This is a genomic window from Saccharothrix sp. DSM 118769, assembly GCF_052936295.1.
Genome location: NZ_CP193627.1, coordinates 1,822,144 through 1,842,127 on the forward strand (window position 1 = coordinate 1,822,144; position 19,984 = coordinate 1,842,127).

General features: G+C 69.5%; 19 protein-coding genes, 1 tRNA gene and 1 pseudogene. 15 read left to right on the forward strand and 6 right to left on the reverse strand.

The window, feature by feature from the left end; translation table 11 throughout:
• Positions 1-27: 27 nt before the first annotated feature.
• From ACRAKJ_RS08760 to ACRAKJ_RS08775, 4 genes are all read right to left on the reverse strand, one after another.
• The gene (locus ACRAKJ_RS08760; protein ID WP_438919909.1) at positions 28-567 is read right to left on the reverse strand and encodes a DUF6319 family protein; all 540 of its coding nucleotides are present in this window, start codon (positions 565-567) and stop codon (positions 28-30) included.
• A 183-nt stretch (positions 568-750) separates the two neighbouring features.
• The gene (locus tag ACRAKJ_RS08765) at positions 751-1,938 is read right to left on the reverse strand and encodes a S8 family serine peptidase (RefSeq protein WP_438919910.1); all 1,188 of its coding nucleotides are present in this window, start codon (positions 1,936-1,938) and stop codon (positions 751-753) included.
• A 67-nt stretch (positions 1,939-2,005) separates the two neighbouring features.
• Positions 2,006-3,187 carry a cation:proton antiporter domain-containing protein gene (locus ACRAKJ_RS08770; protein ID WP_438919911.1) on the reverse strand — a complete coding sequence of 394 codons (1,182 nt, stop codon included), beginning with the start codon at positions 3,185-3,187 and terminating at the stop codon, positions 2,006-2,008.
• Positions 3,188-3,192: 5 nt separating this feature from the next.
• Positions 3,193-3,675: a cation:proton antiporter regulatory subunit gene (locus ACRAKJ_RS08775; RefSeq protein ID WP_438919912.1), complete on the reverse strand. Its 483-nt coding sequence runs from the start codon at positions 3,673-3,675 to the stop codon at positions 3,193-3,195.
• 18 nt (positions 3,676-3,693) lie between these two features.
• Between ACRAKJ_RS08775 and ACRAKJ_RS08780 the strand changes: the two genes are divergently transcribed.
• The 7 genes from ACRAKJ_RS08780 (at position 3,694) to ACRAKJ_RS08810 (ending at position 9,699) form a co-directional block, all read left to right on the forward strand.
• Complete coding sequence (locus tag ACRAKJ_RS08780; protein ID WP_438919913.1) at positions 3,694-4,797, forward strand: DUF1015 family protein; 1,104 nt, start codon at positions 3,694-3,696, stop codon at positions 4,795-4,797.
• Between the two features lie 79 nt (positions 4,798-4,876).
• Positions 4,877-5,605, forward strand: coding sequence for a (d)CMP kinase (gene cmk / locus ACRAKJ_RS08785; RefSeq protein WP_438919914.1), 729 nt, complete (start codon positions 4,877-4,879; stop codon positions 5,603-5,605).
• Positions 5,602-6,246 carry a 1-acyl-sn-glycerol-3-phosphate acyltransferase gene (locus tag ACRAKJ_RS08790; protein WP_438919915.1) on the forward strand — a complete coding sequence of 215 codons (645 nt, stop codon included), beginning with the start codon at positions 5,602-5,604 and terminating at the stop codon, positions 6,244-6,246. Before cmk ends, ACRAKJ_RS08790 begins: the two co-directional genes overlap by 4 nt.
• Positions 6,243-7,652 (forward strand): ribosome biogenesis GTPase Der, encoded by a 1,410-nt coding sequence (gene der / locus ACRAKJ_RS08795; RefSeq protein ID WP_438919916.1) that lies wholly within the window; start codon positions 6,243-6,245, stop codon positions 7,650-7,652. Before ACRAKJ_RS08790 ends, der begins: the two co-directional genes overlap by 4 nt.
• A gap of 21 nt (positions 7,653-7,673) precedes the next feature.
• A complete protein-coding gene (locus ACRAKJ_RS08800) occupies positions 7,674-8,333 on the forward strand; it encodes a response regulator (RefSeq protein ID WP_438919917.1) in 660 nt (219 codons plus the stop codon).
• Positions 8,327-9,445: a histidine kinase gene (locus ACRAKJ_RS08805; protein ID WP_438919918.1), complete on the forward strand. Its 1,119-nt coding sequence runs from the start codon at positions 8,327-8,329 to the stop codon at positions 9,443-9,445. Before ACRAKJ_RS08800 ends, ACRAKJ_RS08805 begins: the two co-directional genes overlap by 7 nt.
• Before the next feature lie 180 nt (positions 9,446-9,625).
• A tRNA-Pro gene (locus ACRAKJ_RS08810) sits at positions 9,626-9,699 on the forward strand.
• Positions 9,700-9,819: 120 nt separating this feature from the next.
• On the opposite strand, the gene ACRAKJ_RS08815 is transcribed toward ACRAKJ_RS08810, so the two are convergent.
• Entirely contained in the window at positions 9,820-10,932 is a 1,113-nt protein-coding gene (locus ACRAKJ_RS08815) for a tyrosine-type recombinase/integrase (RefSeq protein ID WP_438919919.1), read from the reverse strand.
• A gap of 76 nt (positions 10,933-11,008) precedes the next feature.
• Positions 11,009-11,596 carry a hypothetical protein gene (locus ACRAKJ_RS08820; RefSeq protein WP_438919920.1) on the reverse strand — a complete coding sequence of 196 codons (588 nt, stop codon included), beginning with the start codon at positions 11,594-11,596 and terminating at the stop codon, positions 11,009-11,011.
• Between the two features lie 103 nt (positions 11,597-11,699).
• On the opposite strand from ACRAKJ_RS08820, the gene ACRAKJ_RS08825 reads away from it, so the two are divergent.
• From ACRAKJ_RS08825 to ACRAKJ_RS08860, 8 genes and pseudogenes are all read left to right on the forward strand, one after another.
• Entirely contained in the window at positions 11,700-11,963 is a 264-nt protein-coding gene (locus ACRAKJ_RS08825; protein WP_438919988.1) for a helix-turn-helix domain-containing protein, read from the forward strand.
• A gap of 91 nt (positions 11,964-12,054) precedes the next feature.
• A complete protein-coding gene (locus tag ACRAKJ_RS08830) occupies positions 12,055-12,180 on the forward strand; it encodes a hypothetical protein (RefSeq protein ID WP_438919921.1) in 126 nt (41 codons plus the stop codon).
• A 1,258-nt stretch (positions 12,181-13,438) separates the two neighbouring features.
• Positions 13,439-13,840, forward strand: coding sequence for a hypothetical protein (locus ACRAKJ_RS08835; RefSeq protein ID WP_438919922.1), 402 nt, complete (start codon positions 13,439-13,441; stop codon positions 13,838-13,840).
• Positions 13,837-15,540 carry a relaxase/mobilization nuclease domain-containing protein gene (locus ACRAKJ_RS08840; RefSeq protein ID WP_438919923.1) on the forward strand — a complete coding sequence of 568 codons (1,704 nt, stop codon included), beginning with the start codon at positions 13,837-13,839 and terminating at the stop codon, positions 15,538-15,540. The genes ACRAKJ_RS08835 and ACRAKJ_RS08840 overlap by 4 nt, the downstream gene beginning before the upstream one ends.
• A gap of 390 nt (positions 15,541-15,930) precedes the next feature.
• Positions 15,931-16,611: an AAA family ATPase gene (locus ACRAKJ_RS08845; RefSeq protein WP_438919924.1), complete on the forward strand. Its 681-nt coding sequence runs from the start codon at positions 15,931-15,933 to the stop codon at positions 16,609-16,611.
• Complete coding sequence (locus ACRAKJ_RS08850; protein WP_438919925.1) at positions 16,541-17,935, forward strand: TOPRIM nucleotidyl transferase/hydrolase domain-containing protein; 1,395 nt, start codon at positions 16,541-16,543, stop codon at positions 17,933-17,935. The genes ACRAKJ_RS08845 and ACRAKJ_RS08850 overlap by 71 nt, the downstream gene beginning before the upstream one ends.
• Before the next feature lie 26 nt (positions 17,936-17,961).
• Entirely contained in the window at positions 17,962-19,578 is a 1,617-nt protein-coding gene (locus ACRAKJ_RS08855) for a UvrD-helicase domain-containing protein (protein ID WP_447008909.1), read from the forward strand.
• 27 nt (positions 19,579-19,605) lie between these two features.
• A pseudogene (locus tag ACRAKJ_RS08860) lies at positions 19,606-19,869 on the forward strand (3'-5' exonuclease); the annotation flags it as partial.
• Positions 19,870-19,984: the final 115 nt, after the last annotated feature.

A 19,984-nucleotide genomic window follows, 5' to 3' on the forward strand; every position in this document is an offset into this window, starting at 1 on the left:
GCGGCCCTCCGGACCTGCTTCGTCAGCTCAGTCGCTGAGCTCGGCCAGGGCGGCCTTGACCCTCGCCAGCTCGGCCTCCAGCTCCTCCATGCGGGTGCGGTGCTGGGACCGGGCGGCCTCGATGACCTCCTCGATGCCGCCGGAGATGTCCTCGTGCAGCTCCTTGGCCGCACGGGCCACCGCGGCGGCCGAGATGGTCAGACCCTGCACGACCCGCTTGGTGCCGTGCACCAGGTCGGCCTGCCAGTCGCCGTCCGCGGTGCCGGTGACGGTCAGCGTCAGCTCGACCGTCCGGGTCTTCTTGGCCGTCGACTTGGGGCGCTTCGCGGCGGGCTTGGCCTCGGCGTCCTCGGTCCTGGGCTCGGGCTTCGGCTCGGGCTTCGGCTCCGCCTTGGCCTCGACCGCGGGCTTCTCGGCCTCGGGCTCGCTCACGACCGCGGGCGCGCTGTCGGCCTTCACCACGGGCTCGGGCTGTTCCTGCGGCACGGGCGCGTCCTCCTGCACGGGTGCGGCGGGCGCGACGGCGTCCACCTTGTCTTCCTGCTCCACGAGCGTGTCCGCCTGCACGATCTCGGTAGTCCTCTCTGCGCGTCCGGCTCGACCCGTGAGCATAGAACACGTGTTCGACAGTGGGTCGAGCGACCCGCACAGCGTAGGGGGTCGGTCACGCGGGCGGCGCGCGGCGGTCCGCCGACCGCCGCAATCGCTTGCGCCGGTTGGCGGGCCGCCTCGTGGAGTCAGGGCCCCGCGTCAGGGTGCCTGCACCAGCCCGCCGCCCACGTCCGTGGAGGGCAGGCCCAGCCGGCGGCCGGACTGCGCCAACCTCGCCCACAGCTCCCACCCGCGGGCACCGTGCCGCTCGGCGACGAGCGCGGCGACGCCCGCGACGTGCGGCGTGGCCATGCTCGTGCCCTGGATTCGCTTGTGCCTGCCGAGCGCGCCGTCCTCCCGGTTCCAGCTGGAGTAGACGTCGACGCCCGGCCCGACCAGGTCGACCTGGCCGACCGCGTCGACCGTCCCGCAGGAGAAGAACGCGACGGCCCGCTGCACGTCGACCGCGCCCACGGCCAGGATCGACGGGCAGTTCGCCGGGTGGCCGACCGGGTTGACCGACCCCGGCCGCCTGCTCTCGTTGCCCGCGGCGGCGATGATCAGCGTGCCCTTGGCCAGCGCGCGCGTCGCCGCCTGCTCGAAGACCAGCGAGTGCGGCGTGCCCGGCCGCACGGCCGCGCCGAGCGACATCGAGACGACGGCGCAGCCGTTCGCGATGGCCCACTCGATGCCGGCGAGGATGCCGCTGTCCGAGCCGAAACCGGCGTTGGACAGCACCTTGCCCGCGTAGACCTCGGCCTCGTGCGCGACGCCGTAGCCCGGCCCGCCCGACAGCGGCGTGCGGGGACCCGCGGCCGTGCCGACGCAGTGCGTGCCGTGGCCGTGCGCGTCGTCGACGGTCTCGCCGCTGATGAACGAGTTGGTGATGACCGCGCGCCCGGCGAAGTCGGGGTGGTCCACGGCGAACCCGGTGTCCAGCACGGCGACCCGGACGCCCTTGCCGGTGGCCGAGCTGAGGTTCGCGCCAACCGCCTGGAGGCCCCAGGTGAACACCGACTCGTCGACCGCGGCGGCCTGGCCGGTGTCGACCGAGTCGTACGCCCGCACGACCCGCTCGGCCTCGACCACCGTGATCGGCCCCGGTGCCTCGGCGGCCCGGGACAGCCGCGCGACCTGGTCGGGGGTGGCGTCGACGACGGCGATGCCGAGGTCCTGGAAGATCACGCCGTCGGCGGCGGCCAGCTCGGCCGTGGTGGCGTGGTCGGCTGTGCTGGCCGCGGTGATGCCCGCGACCCGGCTCATCTCCCGTGCACCGGCCGCGGCCGACCTGTCCTCCAGGAGGACCAGGTAGCGGCCCGTGGTTTCGGCGCCCGTTGGTTCTGACATGGCGACCCCCTCCGGGGTTCGGCGGCAGACGCTATGAGGAGGTCACCGCCGAGCCCCGGGATACAGGTCAGACCGCCGCCGGCTCGTTACCACGCTTTCGGGTGAACTTCACCAGGGGCTCGACGACGCGCGCCGCCACCGGGCCCAGGACCGCCATCAGCAGCACGTACGCCGTGGCCAGCGCCGCCAGCTGCCCGTCCACCGCGCCGGACGCCACCGTGAGCGAGGCGATCACGATGGAGAACTCGCCGCGCGCCACCAGCGCCGCGCCCGCCCGCGCCCGGCCCATCCGCCCGACGCCCTGCCGCTTCGCCGCCCACCAGCCCGTGGCGACCTTCGTCAGCGTCGTCACCACCGCCAGCGCGACCGCCAGGCCCAACACCGGCGGGATCGACGCCGGGTCCGTGTTCAGGCCGAACACCACGAAGAACATCGCCGCGAACAGGTCCCGCAGCGGCTCCAGCATCCGCGTCGCGTTCTCCGCCGTCGACCCGGAGATCGCGATGCCCAGCAGGAACGCGCCCACCGCCGCCGACACCTGGAGCTGCGAGGCCAGGCCGGCCACCAGCAGCGCCGCGCCGAGCACCTTCAGCAGGAACACCTCGGGGTCCGGGCTGTCCACGATCGCCGACACGTACCGGCCGAACTTCAGCGCGATCACCAGCACCACGGTGATGGCCAGCAGCGAGATGCCGACCGCCGTCAGGCCGCCCGCGAAGCTCACGCCCGCCAGCACGGCGGTCAGGATCGGCAGGTAGACCGCCATCGCCAGGTCCTCGAAGACCAGCACCGACAGCACCACCGGCGTCTCCCGGTTGCCGAGCCGGCCCAGGTCGCCGAGGACCTTCGCGATGATGCCCGAGGACGAGATGTAGGTGACGCCGGCCATCGCCAGCGCGCCCACCGGGCCCCAGCCCAGGACGATCGCCGCGATCGCGCCCGGCGCGGCGTTCAGCACGATGTCGAGCAGCCCGGCCGTCCACGAGCGCTTCAGGCCGGTCATCAGCTCGGCCGCCGAGTACTCCAGGCCGAGCAGGAGGAGCAGGAGGATGACGCCGATCTCGCTGGAGATGTGCGTGAAGTCCTCGATGCCGTGCAGGGGGACCAGGCCGCCCTGCCCGAAGGCCAGGCCGCCGATCAGGTAGAGCGGGATGGGCGAGATGCCGATGCGCCAGGCCATCTTGCCGAGCAGGCCGAGACCGAAGAAGACCGCGCCGAGCTGGATCAGCGCGATGGCTGTGCTGTGCAAGGTGTTCAGCCACTCCCCAGCAGTTCACCGGCCGAGTGCAGGCCCTCGCGGGTGCCCACGACCACGACCAGGTCGGCGCCCGTGAACACGAAGTCCGGGCGCGGCGACGGGTGGACGGAACCCGCGCGGACGACCGCCACGATGGACGCGCCGGTGCGGGTGCGCAGCTCCGTGTCGGCCAGCGGGCGCCCGTCGAACCGGGAGCCGGGCACGATCGGGAACTGCTGCGTCGAGATGCCCGCGACGTCGCGGTGCTGCTCCTCCAGGTGCGCGACCAGCTGCGGTGCGCCGAGCAGGCCGGCGAGCGTGCCGGCCTCGGCGGCCGTGAGCGGTATGGAGGCGGCGCACCCGTCGGGGTCGTCGGGGTGCGACACGATCAGCTCGAACTTGCCGTCGCGGTAGGTGATCACCCCGATCCGCCTGCCCGCGCGGATCATGAAGTCCTGGCGGGTGCCGATTCCGGGGAGCGGCGTGACCTCGACGTTCATGTCATCGATCATAGTCCGGTGATCCGACGGGTGAGGGCGATCAGCAGGGGCTGGGTGGTCCGGGGCGCGGTGCCGGGCCCCGACGTGGACGAGTTCGCCGAACCGGAGCGCGTCGTGGCCGCCCTCGCGCGGGCCCGCCCCGGGACGCTGCTCGCGGTCCAGCACCCGCACCGCACGCCCGCCGCCCTCGCCGCCGGCGAGTCGCTGCTCGACGCCCTCCCGCGCGCCCGCGCCGAGCTGGCCAGGCTGCGCGGCACCGCCTACCGCGAGGTGCGCGACGTCGTCGCCCCCTACCGCGTGGACGGCCCGGACGGCACCGCGCACGGCCTGCTGTGCGTGGCCGACCCGGCCGCCGCCGGGCACACCGAGGACGTCTACCCCGAGGTGGTCGCCGAACGCGCCCGCGTGCTGGCCGAACTGGGCTGCGCCACCAGCGCCGCCATGCTGGTCCCGGTCGACGACGGCGGCCTGACCGACCTGGTCGGCGCCGTGGACGGCGAGCCCGCCGCGTCCGTCGTCGACCCCGGCGGCCGGCGGCACCGCCTGTGGCTGGTGGGGCCGGGCGAGCACCAGGAGGCCCTCCTCACCGCGGCCGGCGCCCACCCGCTGCTGGTCGCCGACGGCAACCACCGGGTGGCCGCGTCGGCGGGCCTGGACGGCCTGCTGGCCCTCGTCACCGCCGGCCCCGCCCTGCGGGTCGGCCCCATCCACCGCGCCCTGACCGGCACCGGCCTGCGGCTGGACGACCTCGTCGCGGCGTGGCGCGCGGCGGGCCTGGAGGTGACCCCGGTCGAACCGGCCACCCCGCCGTCACCGGGCGTGGTCGTGGTGGTGGCCGGCGCGGCGGCCGTGCGCGTGGTCCTGCCGGTCGGGGGCGGCGTCGACCACGCCGTCGTCGAGGAGGTGCTGCTCCGCCGGGCCCTCGGCCTGGACGGCCCCCGGGTCCGCCCGGTCACCGACCCGGTGCCGGTGGACGTCGACGCCGTGGTCCGGATCGCACCCGTGCCGGTGGCCGACGTGCTGGCCGTCCACGCGGCCGGCCACCGGATGCCGCGCAAGAGCACGTACTTCACCCCGAAGCCGCGCAGCGGGCTGCTGCTGGCCGACCTGGCGCGCCCCTGACCGGGCCGATGCTGGTGTGACGCCCCGCACCAGGCACAATTGGAGGTTGACGAACCGCCCCCTCAAGGAGGAAACCCCCGTGGGACACGGTCAGCTGCGTGGCGTGGTGGCCCTCGACGGTCCCTCCGGCACCGGCAAGTCCTCCGTCGCGCGCCGGCTCGCGGCGACCCTGGGCGCACGCTACCTGGACACCGGCGCGATGTACCGCGCCCTCACCCTGGCCGTGCTGCGCTCCGGCGTCGACCTCGCCGACACCGCCGAGGTGACCCGGGTCGCCCGCGCCGCCTCCCTCGTCCAGGGCACCGACCCCGAGCGCTCCACCACCCACCTCGACGGCGCGGACGTCGGCGCCGAGATCCGCGGCCCCGAGGTGACCCTCGCGGTCTCCCCGGTCTCCGCCGTCGCCGAGGTGCGCGCCCTGCTCGTCGCCGAACAGCGCCGCGTCATCGCCGCCGCGCTCGACGAGGCGGGCGGCATCGTCGTGGAGGGCCGAGACATCGGCACGGTCGTCGCGCCCGACGCCGCGCTCAAGGTCTACGTCACCGCCGACGCCGAGGCCCGCGCCGCCCGCCGCGCCAAGCAGGACGCCGCGTCCGGCCGGGCGTCCACCCTGGACGCCACCCTCGCCGACGTGCGCCGCCGCGACACCTACGACTCGACCCGCGCGGTGTCCCCGCTGCGCGCCGCCGACGACGCCGTGGTCCTCGACACGACCTCCCTCGACCTGGCCGGCGTGCTCGCCGCGCTGCTCGACCTGGTCGACGGGCGCGGCCTGCTGGCCCAGCCGAGCGGACGGGTGCACGGGTGAACGACCCGCTCCCCGAGGGGGCGCTGCCCCGGCTGCACGACGTCGGCCGGTGGATCGCGCGCTACCCGTTCCGCCTGCCCTTCCGGGTCCGCGTGCACCACGCGGACCGGGTGCCGACCACCGGCCCGGTGGTGATCGTCGCCAACCACAGCTCCATGGTGGACGGACCGATCCTCCTCGGCGCCTTCCCCCGCCGCGTGGTCTTCTTGATCAAGCAGGAGATGTTCAAGGGCGTCGTGGGCACCGGCCTGCGCGCGATCGGCCAACTGGCCGTGCGCCGCGGCGAACCCGACCGCACGCCGCTGCTCGCCGCGCAGAAGGTGCTGCGGGACGGCGGCGTGGTCGGCGTGTTCCCCGAGGGCACCCGGGGCGCGGGGGACGTGGGCGAGGCGCAGCAGGGCGCCGCGTGGCTCGCCCGCTCGACCGGTGCGCTCGTCGTGCCCGTGGCGTGCCGCGGCACCCTGCGCCCCGCCGGGACCCGACGGAGGTTCCGGCCCGTGGTGGACGTGCTCGTGGGTGAGGCTTTCGAGCTGCCCGCCGACAAGGGTCGGCAGGCGCTCGTGAAGGCCACCGAGCAGGTCCGCGACCGCTTGGCCACGCTGGTGGCCGAGCTCGACAGCCAGCGAGGAGAAGTTCGATGACGGACTTGGACGGCACCTGGGCGGACGAGTCCGACTGGACCGCGCTCGACGACGACACGTTCGACGAGGAGGGCGGCGGGCCCACCCCGCAACCCGTGCTGGCCGTGGTCGGCCGGCCGAACGTCGGCAAGTCGACCCTGGTCAACCGCATCATCGGCCGCCGCGAGGCGGTCGTGCAGGACGTGCCGGGCGTGACCCGCGACCGGGTCGCCTACGACGCGCTGTGGAACGGCCGCAAGTTCACCGTGGTCGACACCGGCGGCTGGGAGCCCGACGCCACCGGCATGATGGCCTCCGTCGCCGCGCAGGCCGAACTGGCCATGGCCACCGCCGACGCCATCGTGTTCGTCGTGGACGCCACGGTCGGCGCGACCACCACCGACGAAGCCGCCGTGAAGCTGCTGCGGCGCTCCAAGCGGCCCGTGCTGCTGGTCGCGAACAAGGTCGACGACGAACGCCTCGCCGCCGAGGTCGCGTCCCTGTGGTCGATGGGCCTCGGCGAGCCGATCCCGGTGTCCGGCCTGCACGGCCGCGGTTCCGGCGACATGCTCGACGCGATCCTCAACGCGCTCCCCGAGACGCCCCGCGAGACGTTCGAGGCCCAGCGCGGCGGCCCCCGCCGGGTCGCCCTCGTCGGCCGGCCGAACGTCGGCAAGTCCTCCCTGCTCAACCGCCTGACCGGGGAGAACCGGTCCGTCGTCGACGCCACCGCGGGCACCACCGTCGACCCCGTCGACTCGCTCGTCGAGCTGGACGACGAGACGTGGCGGTTCGTCGACACCGCGGGCCTGCGCAAGCGTGTCAACTTCGCGTCCGGCGCCGAGTACTACGCGTCGCTGCGCACCAAGGCCGCCATCGAGTCGGCAGAGGTGGCGATCGTGCTGCTGGACGCGTCCGAGCCGATCAGCGAGCAGGACCTGCGGGTGCTGACCATGGTCGTCGAGTCCGGCCGCGCGTGCGTGCTCGCGTTCAACAAGTGGGACCTCGTGGACGAGGACCGGCGGCACGCGATGGTCCGCGAGCTGGAGCGCGGCCTGGTCCGGGTGCCCTGGGCCGAACGCGTGAACATCTCGGCGTTGACGGGCCGCGCCGTGCGCAAGCTCGCGCCCGCCCTGCGCACCGCCCTGACCTCGTGGGACACCCGCGTGCCCACCGGACGGCTGAACGCCTGGCTCAACGACCTCATCGCCGCCACCCCGCCGCCCGTGCGCAGCGGCAAGCAGCCCAAGGTCCTGTTCGCCACCCAGGCGAGCACCCGGCCGCCGACGTTCGTGCTGTTCACGACCGGTTTCCTGGAGGCCGGCTACCGGCGGTTCGTCGAGCGCAGGCTGCGCGAGGAGTTCGGGTTCGAGGGCAGCCCCGTCCGCATCTCCGTCCGGGTCCGGGAGAAGCGCGCCAAGAAGTGATCGGTTGCTCCGGCAGGCGGAATGCGGTTGCCTGGCGACGTGCCGGTCAGATTGGTCCTCGCTGACGACGAACCGCTGCTGCGCCGGGGCCTGAGGACGCTGCTGGAGGCCGACGGCCGGGTCGTGGTCGTCGGCGAGGCGGCGGACGGCGCCGGGCTGCTCGACGTGGTCCGGCGCGTGCGGCCCGACGTGGCGCTGGTCGACGTGCAGATGCCCGGCATGGACGGCCTGGCCGCGCTGAAGGTGCTGCTCGCCTGGTCCGCGCCGCCCGCCCTGGCCGTGCTGACCACGTTCGACCTGGACGACTACGTCGCCACCGCCCTGGAGCTGGGCGCCCAGGGCTTCCTGCTCAAGGACGCCGAGCCGGAAGCCCTGGTCCGCGCCGTGCTCGACCTGGCCGCCGGCGGCGCCGTCCTCGACCCCCGCATCACCGCCCGCCTGCTGCCCAAGCTGCGCGCCCGCGGCCTGCGCGAACCCACGCACCTGGACGGCCTGAGCGCCCGCGAGCGCCAGGTCCTGTCCCTCCTCGCCTCCGGCCGCTCGAACCAGGCCATCGCCAGGTCCCTCGGGCTCAGCGAGGCCACCGTCAAGAGCTACGTCTCCACGGTCCTCACCAAGCTCGGCGTGGAGAACCGCGTCCAGGCCGCCCTCATCGCCCACCAGGTGCGTGACGCGTGGTGACCCTGCTCGTCGAGCTCCTGGCGGTCACCGTCCCGGCCGCCATGGTCCTGATGGCCGAGGGCGTCCCGTTCAGCTGGTCGATCCCCACCGCCCTGGCCGCGTGCCTCCTCCTCCCGCTGCGCCGCCGGAGCCCCACCGCAGCGGTCGTCCTCTGCCTCCCCGCCCTGGTCGGCGGCCTGGGGTGGCCCCCCGCCGTCGTCGCCCTCTACCGCGCGGGCCGCACCTCCAAGCCCCCGCTGGTGATCGCCTGCGTGACCCTCACGACCGCCGTCCCCGCCACCTTCGTCGTGGTCCGCGAGGGCCTCCCACCGGGTGCCGCCCTCCTCACCTACGCGTTCACCCTCTTCATGTCCGGCGCCCCCGCGGCACTGGGCGCCCTCATCACCACCAGGCGCGAACTGACCGCGAGCCTCGCCGAAGCGCACCGGGCCCGGACCGCCGAACTGGAGGCGAGGGAGGACGGGGCCAGGTCCGCGGAACGAGCCAGGATCGCCCGCGAGATCCACGACGCCGTGGGCCACCACGCCACCCTCATAGCCGTGGAGGCGGCAGCCCTGGCCGCCACCACCACCGACCCACCCACCAGGGACACCGCCCGTCGCCTGCGTGCGCTGGCCAAGGAGTCCCTGGCCGAGATGCGAGCAGCCCTGGGGCTCCTGAACACCGAGCCCGCCCCGGGCTTCGAGGGCCTGCCGTCCCTGGTCGACCGAGCCAGAGCAGCAGGACTGGTGGTGACCTACGCCAACCACAGCCCACCCCCACCGCCGGGGATCGGCCGAGCCGCCTACAGAGTGGTCCAGGAAGCCCTGACCAACGTGACCAAACACGCTCCCGGTGCAGCGGTGGAGATCAACGTGACCGCGACCGACTCCCACCTCCACCTCAAGGTGCGGAACGGCCCACCGCCGGCCCCAGTGCCCGCCCAAGACCGAGGCGGAGAAGGCCTGCACGGCCTCTCCGAGCGGGTCAGCCTCCTGGGAGGCACCCTGACCACCACGGCAAGGGCCGACGGCAGCTTCACCCTGGAGGCGGCCCTGCCGACGGGGCACCCGAAAGTCGACGCGGACGACCCGGCCAAAGGCGGTAGCGCCACCGACCACGCGACCGCGTAGTGGACGAACGCCGACCGGAGGATCGGCACCGACCGAGAAAAGCCGACGAGGATCCGCCAGCCACCGGGCCTCCGCTTTTTCGCAGGTAGGAGCCCCCGCAAGACCAAGTCGGGGGCCCGCGTCGGGGCCCCGTTGCGGGTGCGCTAAGCTATGCGAGCACCCCACAACGGGGGGTGCGGCCGGGACGTGGCGCAGTTTGGTAGCGCACTTGACTGGGGGTCAAGGGGTCGCAGGTTCAAATCCTGTCGTCCCGACGGTCGAAGTACGGCGAAAGCCCAGGTCAGGGCCTTGGATCACTACGGTGAGACAAGGCCCTGATTCTGTTTGAGGGCGCGTCGTCTCACAATTTCTCACGAACGCTCGTACTGCTTCTTTCAGCCCAGGAGTTCGCCGAGCTGGTCGGCTGCTTGCCTCAGGTGCTCGACGTTCGGGTGGATGTACACCCGCTTGGTGAAGCTGAGATCCGCGTGGCCCGCCCAGGCGCTCACGATCACGTCCGGCACACCGGACGTCGCCAGGTACGTCAGGCAGGCGTGCCGAGCGTCGTACGGCCGGACCTTCCGCACGTTGGCTTGGTCCATCAGCTTGTGAATCGCCCGCCGAAGTCGATCGGTCTTCCAGGCGTGCCCCAGCTCGTCAACCAGCACGAACCCGGACCGCTCGTACAGCTCACCGGCCCTCATCGCCTCCGCGGCCTGCCTGGCCTTGAACGCCTTGAGCGCTGCGTGCAGAGGTGTGGGCAGGGGCAGCTTGCGCTTGCCCTTCTCCGACTTCGGCCCCTTCTCCTCGACTTCACCCTCGACCAGCGTGCGCGTCAGCTCGATCGACAGCGTCCCCGCGTCGAGGTCAACGGCCGACCATCGCAGTCCGCAGACCTCGGCGGGCCGCATCCCGATCAGCGCCAAGAGCACGGGCGCGTGAAGTCGGTGGTCGCGGATCGCGGCGAGGAACTGTCTCACCTCCGTCTCACTCCAGGGCACCCGCAAGGCCGCTATAGCCGCCGCCTTGCGCCGCGCTTCGCGCGGGATCTGGGTGTATTGGGCGACGTTGCGGACGACCAACCTGCGCCGCATCGCCACGTTCAACGATGACCTGAAACGCCCCAGCGTGAGCTGCACGGACCTGACGCTGAGCCCGCTGCCGACCTTCCCACCGCGCTTCCGGCCGGAGGTGAGCATCCAGCTGACCAGCTCGTCGACGTCCTCTTCGGTGACGTCCTGAAGCCGCTTCCCGCCGAGCCGCTCGCGCACCGGCAGCAGCGCGTCGGCGTAGTTGGCTGCGGTGGCCTTCTCGACGTCGACCGTCGTGGACTTCAACCAGGTGTCCAGCCAGGCCGACACGGTGGTCTTGTCGGGCCCGACGAACGTCCCCTCGTCGGTCTGGTGCTTGACCTTGGCGTACTCGGCGCGGGCTTCCTTCTTGGTGCCGTAGGTCTTGGTCAACTGCCTACGCTTGCCGGTCGCCGGGTCACGCCCGATGTCGATCACGAACCGGTACCTCGTCGTACCGTCCTTCAACTCGATCTTCTTGATCGGGTCCCCCACGAGCTTGCAGCTCCTTAGTTCAGGCCTCCTCCGATGAGCCCAGAGGGGGCAGCAATCCGAGTTCCCGGGCCCTGCGGATGTACCGCGCAGCCTGCGTCCGCGACCTGTTCATCACGTTGGCCACGGCCACCGCGGGTGCCCTGTTGCCTGCTGCCACGGCGTCGGAGTAGATCCGCGCCGCGCGCCGGGCGTCGTCATCGGCCTGGTTGCGGACGCGTTCATCCGCGTTCGGCAACGAGGCTTCACGCTGCTCGACCGGCTGGAATCCAGGGGGCAGGGTCGCCAGCCACTCGTCCCGCACGGATGCGGGCACCGTGGCTTTCTCGACCGCCGCACGTGTCATCTGGTCGACGAGGATCTGCCTCATGACCCCCGTCGTGACTGGTGCCGTCGCCTTGGCCTTCACCGTCATCGACAGCACGACCGGCCGGAGGTCGGGGCCGACGAACAACTCCATCGTTGCCGCGACGTCCGGCTCGTCCAGCACGAAGTTGGCTTGGAAGCGAACCGGGATGGCGCTGTCCGGGGTCAGAGCCAGGTAGCCATCAGGCGGCAACACGTCGACCGACACCCAGGCGATCCGGAAGTTCTTCGGTAGGCGAGGCACGGCAGAACGATACGCACCCCCCTCATCGTCAGTGCCTTGGATGACCAACAAGGTATGCCATGGGTGCGGCATGAGTAAAGACCGTTCGCGTAACGTGGTCGGCATGACTAACGGGGGGAAGACTCTGGCGGACCGCTCCGCCGAGCTTCAAAACTGGATTCGCACTGGTAGAGCACGGCGGCTCCGCGTCGATGCCGGGCTCAGCCAATCGCTGGTCGCGCACGACTGCGAAGTCACGGCGTCCACGGTGCACCGCTGGGAGATGGGGGACAGACTGCCGCGTGGCCGCAACATCATTGCCTACCACGCCTTCCTGGCTCGCTTGGTCGAGCGGAAGCAGCGAGGGGGCGAATCCGATGGCCAGTAGGCAGGAAGCCAAGCGACGTCCGACCCTGGCGGAGATCAAGGCGACGTGGCCACCGGCCGTGGACGTGTCAACCGCGGCGACAGCGTTCGGGATGAGCCGTAGCAAGGCGTACGACCTCGTCGCCCGCGACGAGTTCCCCGCCAAGGTGGCCAAGTACGGCGGCCGGATCATGGTGATCACGGAGTCGCTCGTGCGCGCACTGTCCGCCGAGGACTGACGCCATGACTGAGTTCGGGGGACAAGCTCTGCCTGGAGCGCACGACGAACCACCGACCCGGCGCCTGCGGGTGAGGTCGGTGCGCGAGGTCGACATCAAGCAGACGCGGTTCGTGTGGCGGGACTACCTACCCGTCGGCGAGGTCGCCCTGCGGGTCGGCAAACCTGGCATTGGCAAGAGCGCGATCGTCGGGGACCTGACGGCGAAGCTGACCACGGGACAGCTCAACGACAACTCCATCGTGCGTTCGCAGTTGGAGAAGTTGAGGCTCCTGGCGCAGCAGACGGCACGACCATCCTGGGCATCGGGCACTTCCGGAAGGCGACGGCGGGTGTCGATCCGGTCGACGCCATCAGTGGTGCCGGGCCTACAGGTAGGTCGTCGGCACGCCCTGGGTTCGCCGCGGAGGACGACTACAACTACGTCCTGTCGGTCATCAAGTCGAATGTGGTGTCGGTGTCGACCGTCCCGTCGCTGTCCTACGGGAGCATCTCCGCCCCCGTCATGGCCGACAACGGAGGGGAGACCACGGTCGTTCGGATCGTCTGGCAGGGGCCTCGACGGCCTCGGTCGTTGACCTCCTCCAGCGCTCCGCTCACGACGACGGGACGAGCGGGTGGACGCTGCCGCATGGCTCATCGACTACCTGACAGGGCGCGGCGGTGAGGCCCTGGTGCGTGAGTTGTTGGCCGAAGGACACCGGGCTGGCTTCTCCAAAGACGCCTTGAAGCGTGCCAAGGCCGGAGCCAAAGTCCGCTCCGGTAAGGCCGACTTCGGTGGCGGCTGGGTATGGCGGATCAACCCGAGAGGGCGCGAAGGAAGCACCCAAGGAGCGAAGGGAGCAGCACAGGGGACGCCACTACCTTCGCTCCCTTCGTGCGCTCTTCGCAGCACGAAGGCGGCCATCTGCCGCCGTAGCAAGCTAGAGATCAGGACACCCGAAGGGCGTCCTGACCAAACGCCACCGGCTCACCGCGCAGCCCACGCGCCATCGACCGAGGCACTCCCGTGCCGTCGGCGACGAGCGTGGGCTGCACGGTGGCCGGCGCGGCAGTGAGCCCGACCGGGACGTGGCGCGCGAAGTCGGCGCCGACCTCATCGTCATCGCGCCCGGCTCGACCTCACGAGGGCGCTGCACGGACTGCACCGACTCCGCGGGTCACAGATCGGCAAGGCAAAGCTGGCACTTTCCAGCCAGTCGTTCGACGTTGAGAGTGAGCGGGCTCCGGAGAGCCCGCCTGTCATTTCGGGGGGAACGATGAGCACGAGGAAGCAGGGTGTGCGTCGGCAGCGGCGTGTGCGCGGAGGCGCTGAGACCCGGATCAACATCCGCACCACCATCAAGGTTCGGGCCGCGTTGGCAGCGAGGGCGGCGGTGGCCGGGTTGTCGGTGCCGCTGTACCTGGTCGAGTGCGGACTGCGCGAGCCCGACGGCTGGTCGCTACACCAGCAGCGGCACTGGGTAGCCGAGTGGGAAGCCGCTGCGGTGAAGTTGTCCCGATCGAGCAGCGCGCTCAACCAACTCGCCCGCCAGGCCAATAGCGGCCACGTCGTCGGTCCGCAGCAGTTGCAGGCGGTGCTGGCCTACCACGAGCGGGTCTTGGACGAGCTGTACCGGGTGCTCGGTGCAGTGGACCAGCACCGAGGGGCCGGGCGGTGATCGCCGAAGTCGCGGGCCGCGGCAAGCGCGGCTCCAACACCCTGGGGCTGCTGCGCTACCTGTTCGGCCGGGGTCGCTCCAACGAGCACCGTGACCCGCACGTCGTGGCGGCGTGGAACCCCGACTGGGTACGCGGCGGGTCCTGGGGAGAGGACGCGACCACCGCCCCAGGACGCGCACGGCTGGCTCAGCAACTGGACGCCCTTATGACCGGACATCAGGTGGACCTACCGGACGGGCACGTCTATCACGTGGTCCTGTCCATCCCGCCCGCCGACGTCGCCACCGCCGGCTACCCGCCCCAGCCCGAGGCGCACGCCGATAAGAACGGAGAGCATCCCACCCAGCAGCGGCTGCCGGACGAGGTGTGGCGGGAGCTGGTCGAGTCCGGCATCGCCGCCCTGGGCCTGGGCGCCGATGATGACGGTCAGGGCGGCTGCCGGTGGGTCGCGGTCCACCACGGCCTCTCCACCAAGCGCAACGACCACGTCCACGTCGTGGTCAACGTGGTGCTAGGCGACGGCCAGGTGGCCAACCTGCACCGCGACTTCCTGCGGTGGCGCGACTGGTGTCGCCAGGTTGAGGACGAGCGCGGCTGGACGCGCACCGCCCCGGCTGGCGAGGGTCGTTCCAAAGCCACCTCGCGCGTCGAACTCGTACGTGCGGACACCAACGGGCAGCGCACTGAACGGGACCGACTGCGCGACCTCGTCACGGCTGAGGCCGCCGAGGCTGCTAACGAGGTCGGGTTCGTCCTGGGCTTGCGCCGCCGTGGCGTGCTGGTCGCCGCCTACCCCGAGATTGGGCCAGTCACCGGCTACAAAGTCGCACTGCGGCCCGAGCAGCAAGCCGCCGAGCAGGGCCTCCCAGAACCCGAGCCGCTGTGGTTCGCCGGGTCGACCCTGCGCCGCGACCTGTCCTTGCCGCGGCTACGCGCCCGCTGGACCGACGCCAGGCCACTACCCGTCAGCAGACAGCAGACGCTGTGGCGTGACATCGCCGACCAACCTGTCGGCCCGCAGGACCGGCGCAGCGGAACGAGCGAGCAGATGTTGCGTCGAGAGTTGGATCGGGCCCGCGCTGCGGTGGAGGCCGCTACTGGCACCGCAGAGGGCACTGTCTCGGCGCCGGATTTGGACCAACGCACCTGGCATCTGTTTGTCGAGCGCACCGCTGACCTAGTAGCCGTGGCGCGGTTCCACGACCCGCACCAGCTGCTGGAGAAGGTCTACGACCAGCTCACCCGTGCGGCACAGTTCCGCCCTGCCCTGACAACCAGTCCCGCTGCGTCACCGGATGCCAACCGCTCGTCGGTCTCGCTTATCACCGCCAAGGAGGCACTGCGGCTGCTGGGCGACGCCACCCGCATCGCTGCCCAGGTTCGCGACATCACGCCGATCATCTTGGCCGCAGTCGTAGTCGCTGTCCTGAGCATCATCACGGCGCTGCACGTGATCGCTGAACACCGAGCCATCCGCCAGGCCGCTCGTCACCAGCTCAACGGCGCCATCTCTGTCTTGAGCAAGCACCCGGCCCGGGATCAACTCCCAGTCGAGCAGCCGACGCGTCACCAACTGAGCAACACGATCACCCCCGCCGTAGCTAGACCGAGTCCAACGCCGCTTCCTGGCAGCAAACCGGCAAGACTGCAGCGACCTACCTTGCCTGGGTCGGCTGGACGCACACGGCATTCTCGATGATCCAGGCAGCTTAGGGCGACAGGCGGAGATGTGAGGCCACGCCTGACATAGACCGACAGGTCGACACCCTTGTACTAGGTGCGTACAGGTATCGGCCAGGGTGTGGGCGTCTTGCTGGCGAAGCGGTCGCAGCGACCTTATTGGCCTTGCTGGCTAGTGCGTCGAGTCGGTGGTCAGGTCCGAACCAACCAGCATCGGAGCATCGATTTCGGAGCGAAGCCTCTGGGTCAACAGTTGGTGACACACAGCTACAGGGCTGCTCTGAACGGGTGAATGGATGCCTCTAATGTGCGAGTTGACTAACGCGAACAGTCACCATCGCGATGGACGTATCACTCGTAAGACGAGTGACGGGCCGTCAAGGCGTAGCTCTAGCCCGGAAAGTGAAGCATGTTCATACAGAGTCTGGTGCTTGACAACTTCAGGTGCTTCGGTCCTGGGCGGACCACTATCTGCCTCGATGAAGGTCTGACCGCTTTCATCGGCACCAACGGCTCCGGCAAGACCGCTGCCTGCGAAGCGTTGTTGCGATTGTTCGGTGTCACGGGACAGGAGCGGGCGCTGCGGCTGGACGACTTCCACGTTCCGGCCGACGAAACTGTGCGACCAGCCACTCGTGACCTGATGATCGAAGTGGTGTTGGCCTTCCCTGAACTCGGACATGACGAAGCTGACGATAACGCGGATCACGGCGACGGCGAGATCGACGGGGCGAGCGGCGCGACCGAGCTGGAGCATCTGGGCGCGAAGCACCGAGCGATTCCGGATTTCTTCGAGCGGATGGCTGCTACCGAGGACGGTGACCTCAAGGTCAGGATCGTGCTGAAAGCTGAATGGGTAGATGACGGCACGACTGAGGGCGCCATCTCCGAGGCCCGCATGATCGTCAGTACCCTCGTGGAAGAATACGGCGAAGAAGATTTCGCGGTACTTCCCCCCCGCCGAGCGCAGCCGCATTCAAATGATCTACGTCCCGGCGTCACGAGATGGTGCACGGCAGGTGACCAGCTTCCTGCGGAGTCGGCTGTGGCGCGCTGCGCAATGGTCGGCAGAGCTGCGAGACTTGGTTAACGAGCATGCGGTCGCTGTAGCAGACCGGTTCGCGGCCGAGCCGGTGGTGAAGGCGGTCGAGTCCGCTCTGACCTCGCGGTGGCAGCAACTGCATGATACGAATCCGCACTCGCAACCTCGATTGCGACTGCTCGACGATGATTTCGACCAGTTGGTCCGCGACTCGGAACTGGTCTTCGAGCCTGATCACCGCGGCCATCCGCGCCCTGCGCGTCTGCTGAGCGACGGGCAGCGGTCACTGCTGCACCTGGCGCTTGCGGCGGCGGCCCTCGATGTCGAGGGGGCACTGGTCGACGGACGCCACGTCACGGACTTCACGCTGAACGCAGCAAGGCTTCCCGACTTGACCTTGATCGCCGTTGAGGAACCCGAGAATAGCCTCTCGCCCTTCTTCCTCTCCCGGATCGTCAAGCAGTTGCAGGACCTCAGCGGTACTAGTGCGACGCAGTCGATCATCTCCAGTCACTCTGCAAGCGTGCTGACCCGCATACGTCCTGAGAACGTCCGCTACTTCCGCATGGAGCCCTCGACGGCGAACGCGACCGTTCGCGAGATCACTCTTCCCGCTAGTCGCACCGACGCCGGGAAGTACGTGCGCGAGGCCGTGCGTGCTCATCCGGAGTTGTACTTCGCCAGGTTCGTGGTGCTGGGCGAAGGTGACACCGAACAGATCGTCATACCCCGCATCGCAGAAGCCTTCGGGGTTCAGCTCGATCCGTCGTTCATCGCAATGGTCCCGCTCGGCGGCCGCCATACTAACCACATGTGGCAACTGCTCAACGACCTCGGCATTCCGCACGCGACTTTGCTGGACCTGGACTACGGCAAAACGGGTGCCGGTCCGGCCCGTTTGCGCGACGCCTGCAAACGTCTTGAGGATGCCAAGGTCGCTCCGCTGGCCGAGTTGGACGGCTATGACGAGATCGCAGACATCGGCGACGGTCTGTCGATCGAGGACTTGGACCCAGTCCTGAAGCATCTCCGAAAGTTCGGTGTCTTCTTCGCTGGGCCGCTCGATCTCGACTACGTCATGCTGGAGCACTTCGAAGCCGCGTACACGCACCTCGAGTCTGCAGACCGCGGACCCAACGCTGACGACCCAGCCGTTGCCGTCCTGGGCGATGTCGGTGCCAAGGTGTCGTATTGGAGTGACGATGACCGGCGTGAGCGGCTGCGCTGGTATCGGTACCTGTTCCTGTCCAGGTCGAAGCCGAGTAGTCACCTACAGGCACTTGGTCGCCTCGAGGACAGCGAACTCAACGCCTGCGCACCGGAGGTAGTAAAGGCCCTTGTGGCACACGTCCGCGACAAGGTCGGACTATGAGTGTTGGCGCTGACGACCTCCACGAGGTGACCTCACCGACGTTGTACCCCGGCAGGTCGATTCCGGTCGAGCCCTGGCGTCCCATCGGGATCGACGATCTCGAGCCAGCCGCGTGGCAAGCGCTAAGGGACACTGACAACGTTGCAGTTGTAGCCGGGCCTGGCGCGGGCAAGACCGAGTTCCTCGCACAACGAGCCGCCTACCTGTTACAGACAGGGCTCTGCCCAGTGCCGCAGCGGATCCTGGCGATCTCGTTCAAGCGGGACGCTGCGGCAAATCTCGGCCGGCGGGTCGCCGCACGTGTGCCCGAGCATGCCGATCGATTCGTCTCGATGACCTTCGACGCTTTCACCAAGGGGCTCGTGGACCGGTTCGCGCCAGCCCTACCGTCGAGTTGGCGCATGGACGACGGTTACGAGATCAACTTCGTCCCACGTTTCCAGATCGACAGCGTCCTGATCGACCTGCTCTCGACAGCGCCGCACCACATGCGCAGGGACCTCGCCAGCATCACTGCCAACCGCTTCGTTACCGACGTGGTAGGTGGCTGGAATCTCCCTGTAGTCCTAACGGAGCGCGACTTGGCGGACAGTATCGCGTACGCGGCCATGGCATGGTGGCGGCAACGCTACCTCCGGCCAGGCAAGGCGTCCCTCGACTTCGTCATGCTCAATCGGCTTGCCGAACTGCTCGTGAGATCGGCTCCCAAACTGCGACGTGCTCTGCGCATCACCTACCCGTTTGTCTTCGTCGATGAGTTCCAGGACACGACCAGTGCTCAGTTCTCCTTCCTTGAGTCCGTGTTTAGTCACGGTCCGGCGGTCACCGCTGTCGGCGACGATAAGCAGCGGATCATGGGCTGGGCAGGCGCACTTCCGAGGGCGATCCAACACTTCACAGCCGCCTTCGACGCCACTCCCTACCCGCTGACGTGGAACTTCCGCTCCAGTCACTCGCTCGTACAACTGCAGCACGTCATCGCCAGCAGGCTGGATGCAAACAGCGTGCCAGCCGTCTCGAAGGTAGCCGAGGGCGAGGCGGAATCGGCTGAACTCTGGATGTTCAGCAGCCTCGACCGTGAGGCGGCGTTCATCGCCGCCTGGATGGCGGAGGATATGGCTCGCTCAGGCCGGGCGCCCAAGGACTATGCGTTGATCGTTCGGCAGAAGGTCTCCGACTTCGAGTCACGGTTCCGAGTTCGTCTTGCTGCTCATGACATCAGGGTGCGCAACGATGACGCGCAAGTGGGCGAGATGCGGCTGCAAGACCTGCTGAAGAACGGGACAGCGCAACTCCTGATTGGCCTCCTCCTTCTGGCTAACCAGCGGCGCGGTTTGGCCACGGTCTGGCGCGCCGTGTCGATGTCCATGGAAAGGATGCACGGCGCGATCGGCGACGAAGCAGCTCAGCGCCGAGTCGGTGAGACCCTGTCCGAACTGATCGCCCTCCTACGCAACTGGCTCGAGATCAACCCACCGGTTGCAACCTCGGCGGCTGACACGGTGAAGCACCTGCTCAGCCTTCTCGACGCTGAGGTGCTCCGTCGCTATGTGAAGTCGTCGTCGCCCAGCGAGGACCTCGACGTCACGATCACTGCCTTCCGGGAACGCCTCGGTGCAGTTATGGGATTGGCTACTGACTAGGGCGGTGTACTTAACCAGTTCGAGTGCGCAGACGCCGTCGTCATGCTGACTGCTCACCGGAGCAAGGGCTTGGAGTACCACACCGTGTTCTTTCTCGGCCTTGATGATCAGCAATGGTGGGCATACAACAGAGACCCTGACGAAGCCACGTGTACCTTCTTCGTCGGACTCTCCAGGGCCGCGCAACCATTGATCTTCACGACGACAACCAAGCACGCCCGTACCGGCGGCATTGCGGAGTTCTTCGCGATGCTTGACAGCGGCGGCGTTCCAGAGATTGATCAGGGATAGCTATGCACGATGGTCAAGATCCGCTTGTTGTAGAAAACTCCATGCCAGTCTGGGAGCGTCCGGCAACGCCCCGACCGGCTGGTCAGACACCTGATCGCGATTAGCGGTCGCGAGG

Coding starts and splice junctions, on each gene's coding strand:
- ACRAKJ_RS08765 (WP_438919910.1), bottom strand. CDS start 1,938: ATGTCAGAACCAACGGGCGCCGAAACCACGGGCCGCTACCTGGTCCTC.
- ACRAKJ_RS08775 (WP_438919912.1), bottom strand. CDS start 3,675: ATGAACGTCGAGGTCACGCCGCTCCCCGGAATCGGCACCCGCCAGGAC.
- der (WP_438919916.1), top strand. CDS start 6,243: ATGACGGACTTGGACGGCACCTGGGCGGACGAGTCCGACTGGACCGCG.
- ACRAKJ_RS08800 (WP_438919917.1), top strand. CDS start 7,674: ATGCGGTTGCCTGGCGACGTGCCGGTCAGATTGGTCCTCGCTGACGAC.
- ACRAKJ_RS08825 (WP_438919988.1), top strand. CDS start 11,700: ATGACTAACGGGGGGAAGACTCTGGCGGACCGCTCCGCCGAGCTTCAA.
- ACRAKJ_RS08830 (WP_438919921.1), top strand. CDS start 12,055: ATGAGCCGTAGCAAGGCGTACGACCTCGTCGCCCGCGACGAGTTCCCC.
- ACRAKJ_RS08835 (WP_438919922.1), top strand. CDS start 13,439: ATGAGCACGAGGAAGCAGGGTGTGCGTCGGCAGCGGCGTGTGCGCGGA.
- ACRAKJ_RS08845 (WP_438919924.1), top strand. CDS start 15,931: ATGTTCATACAGAGTCTGGTGCTTGACAACTTCAGGTGCTTCGGTCCT.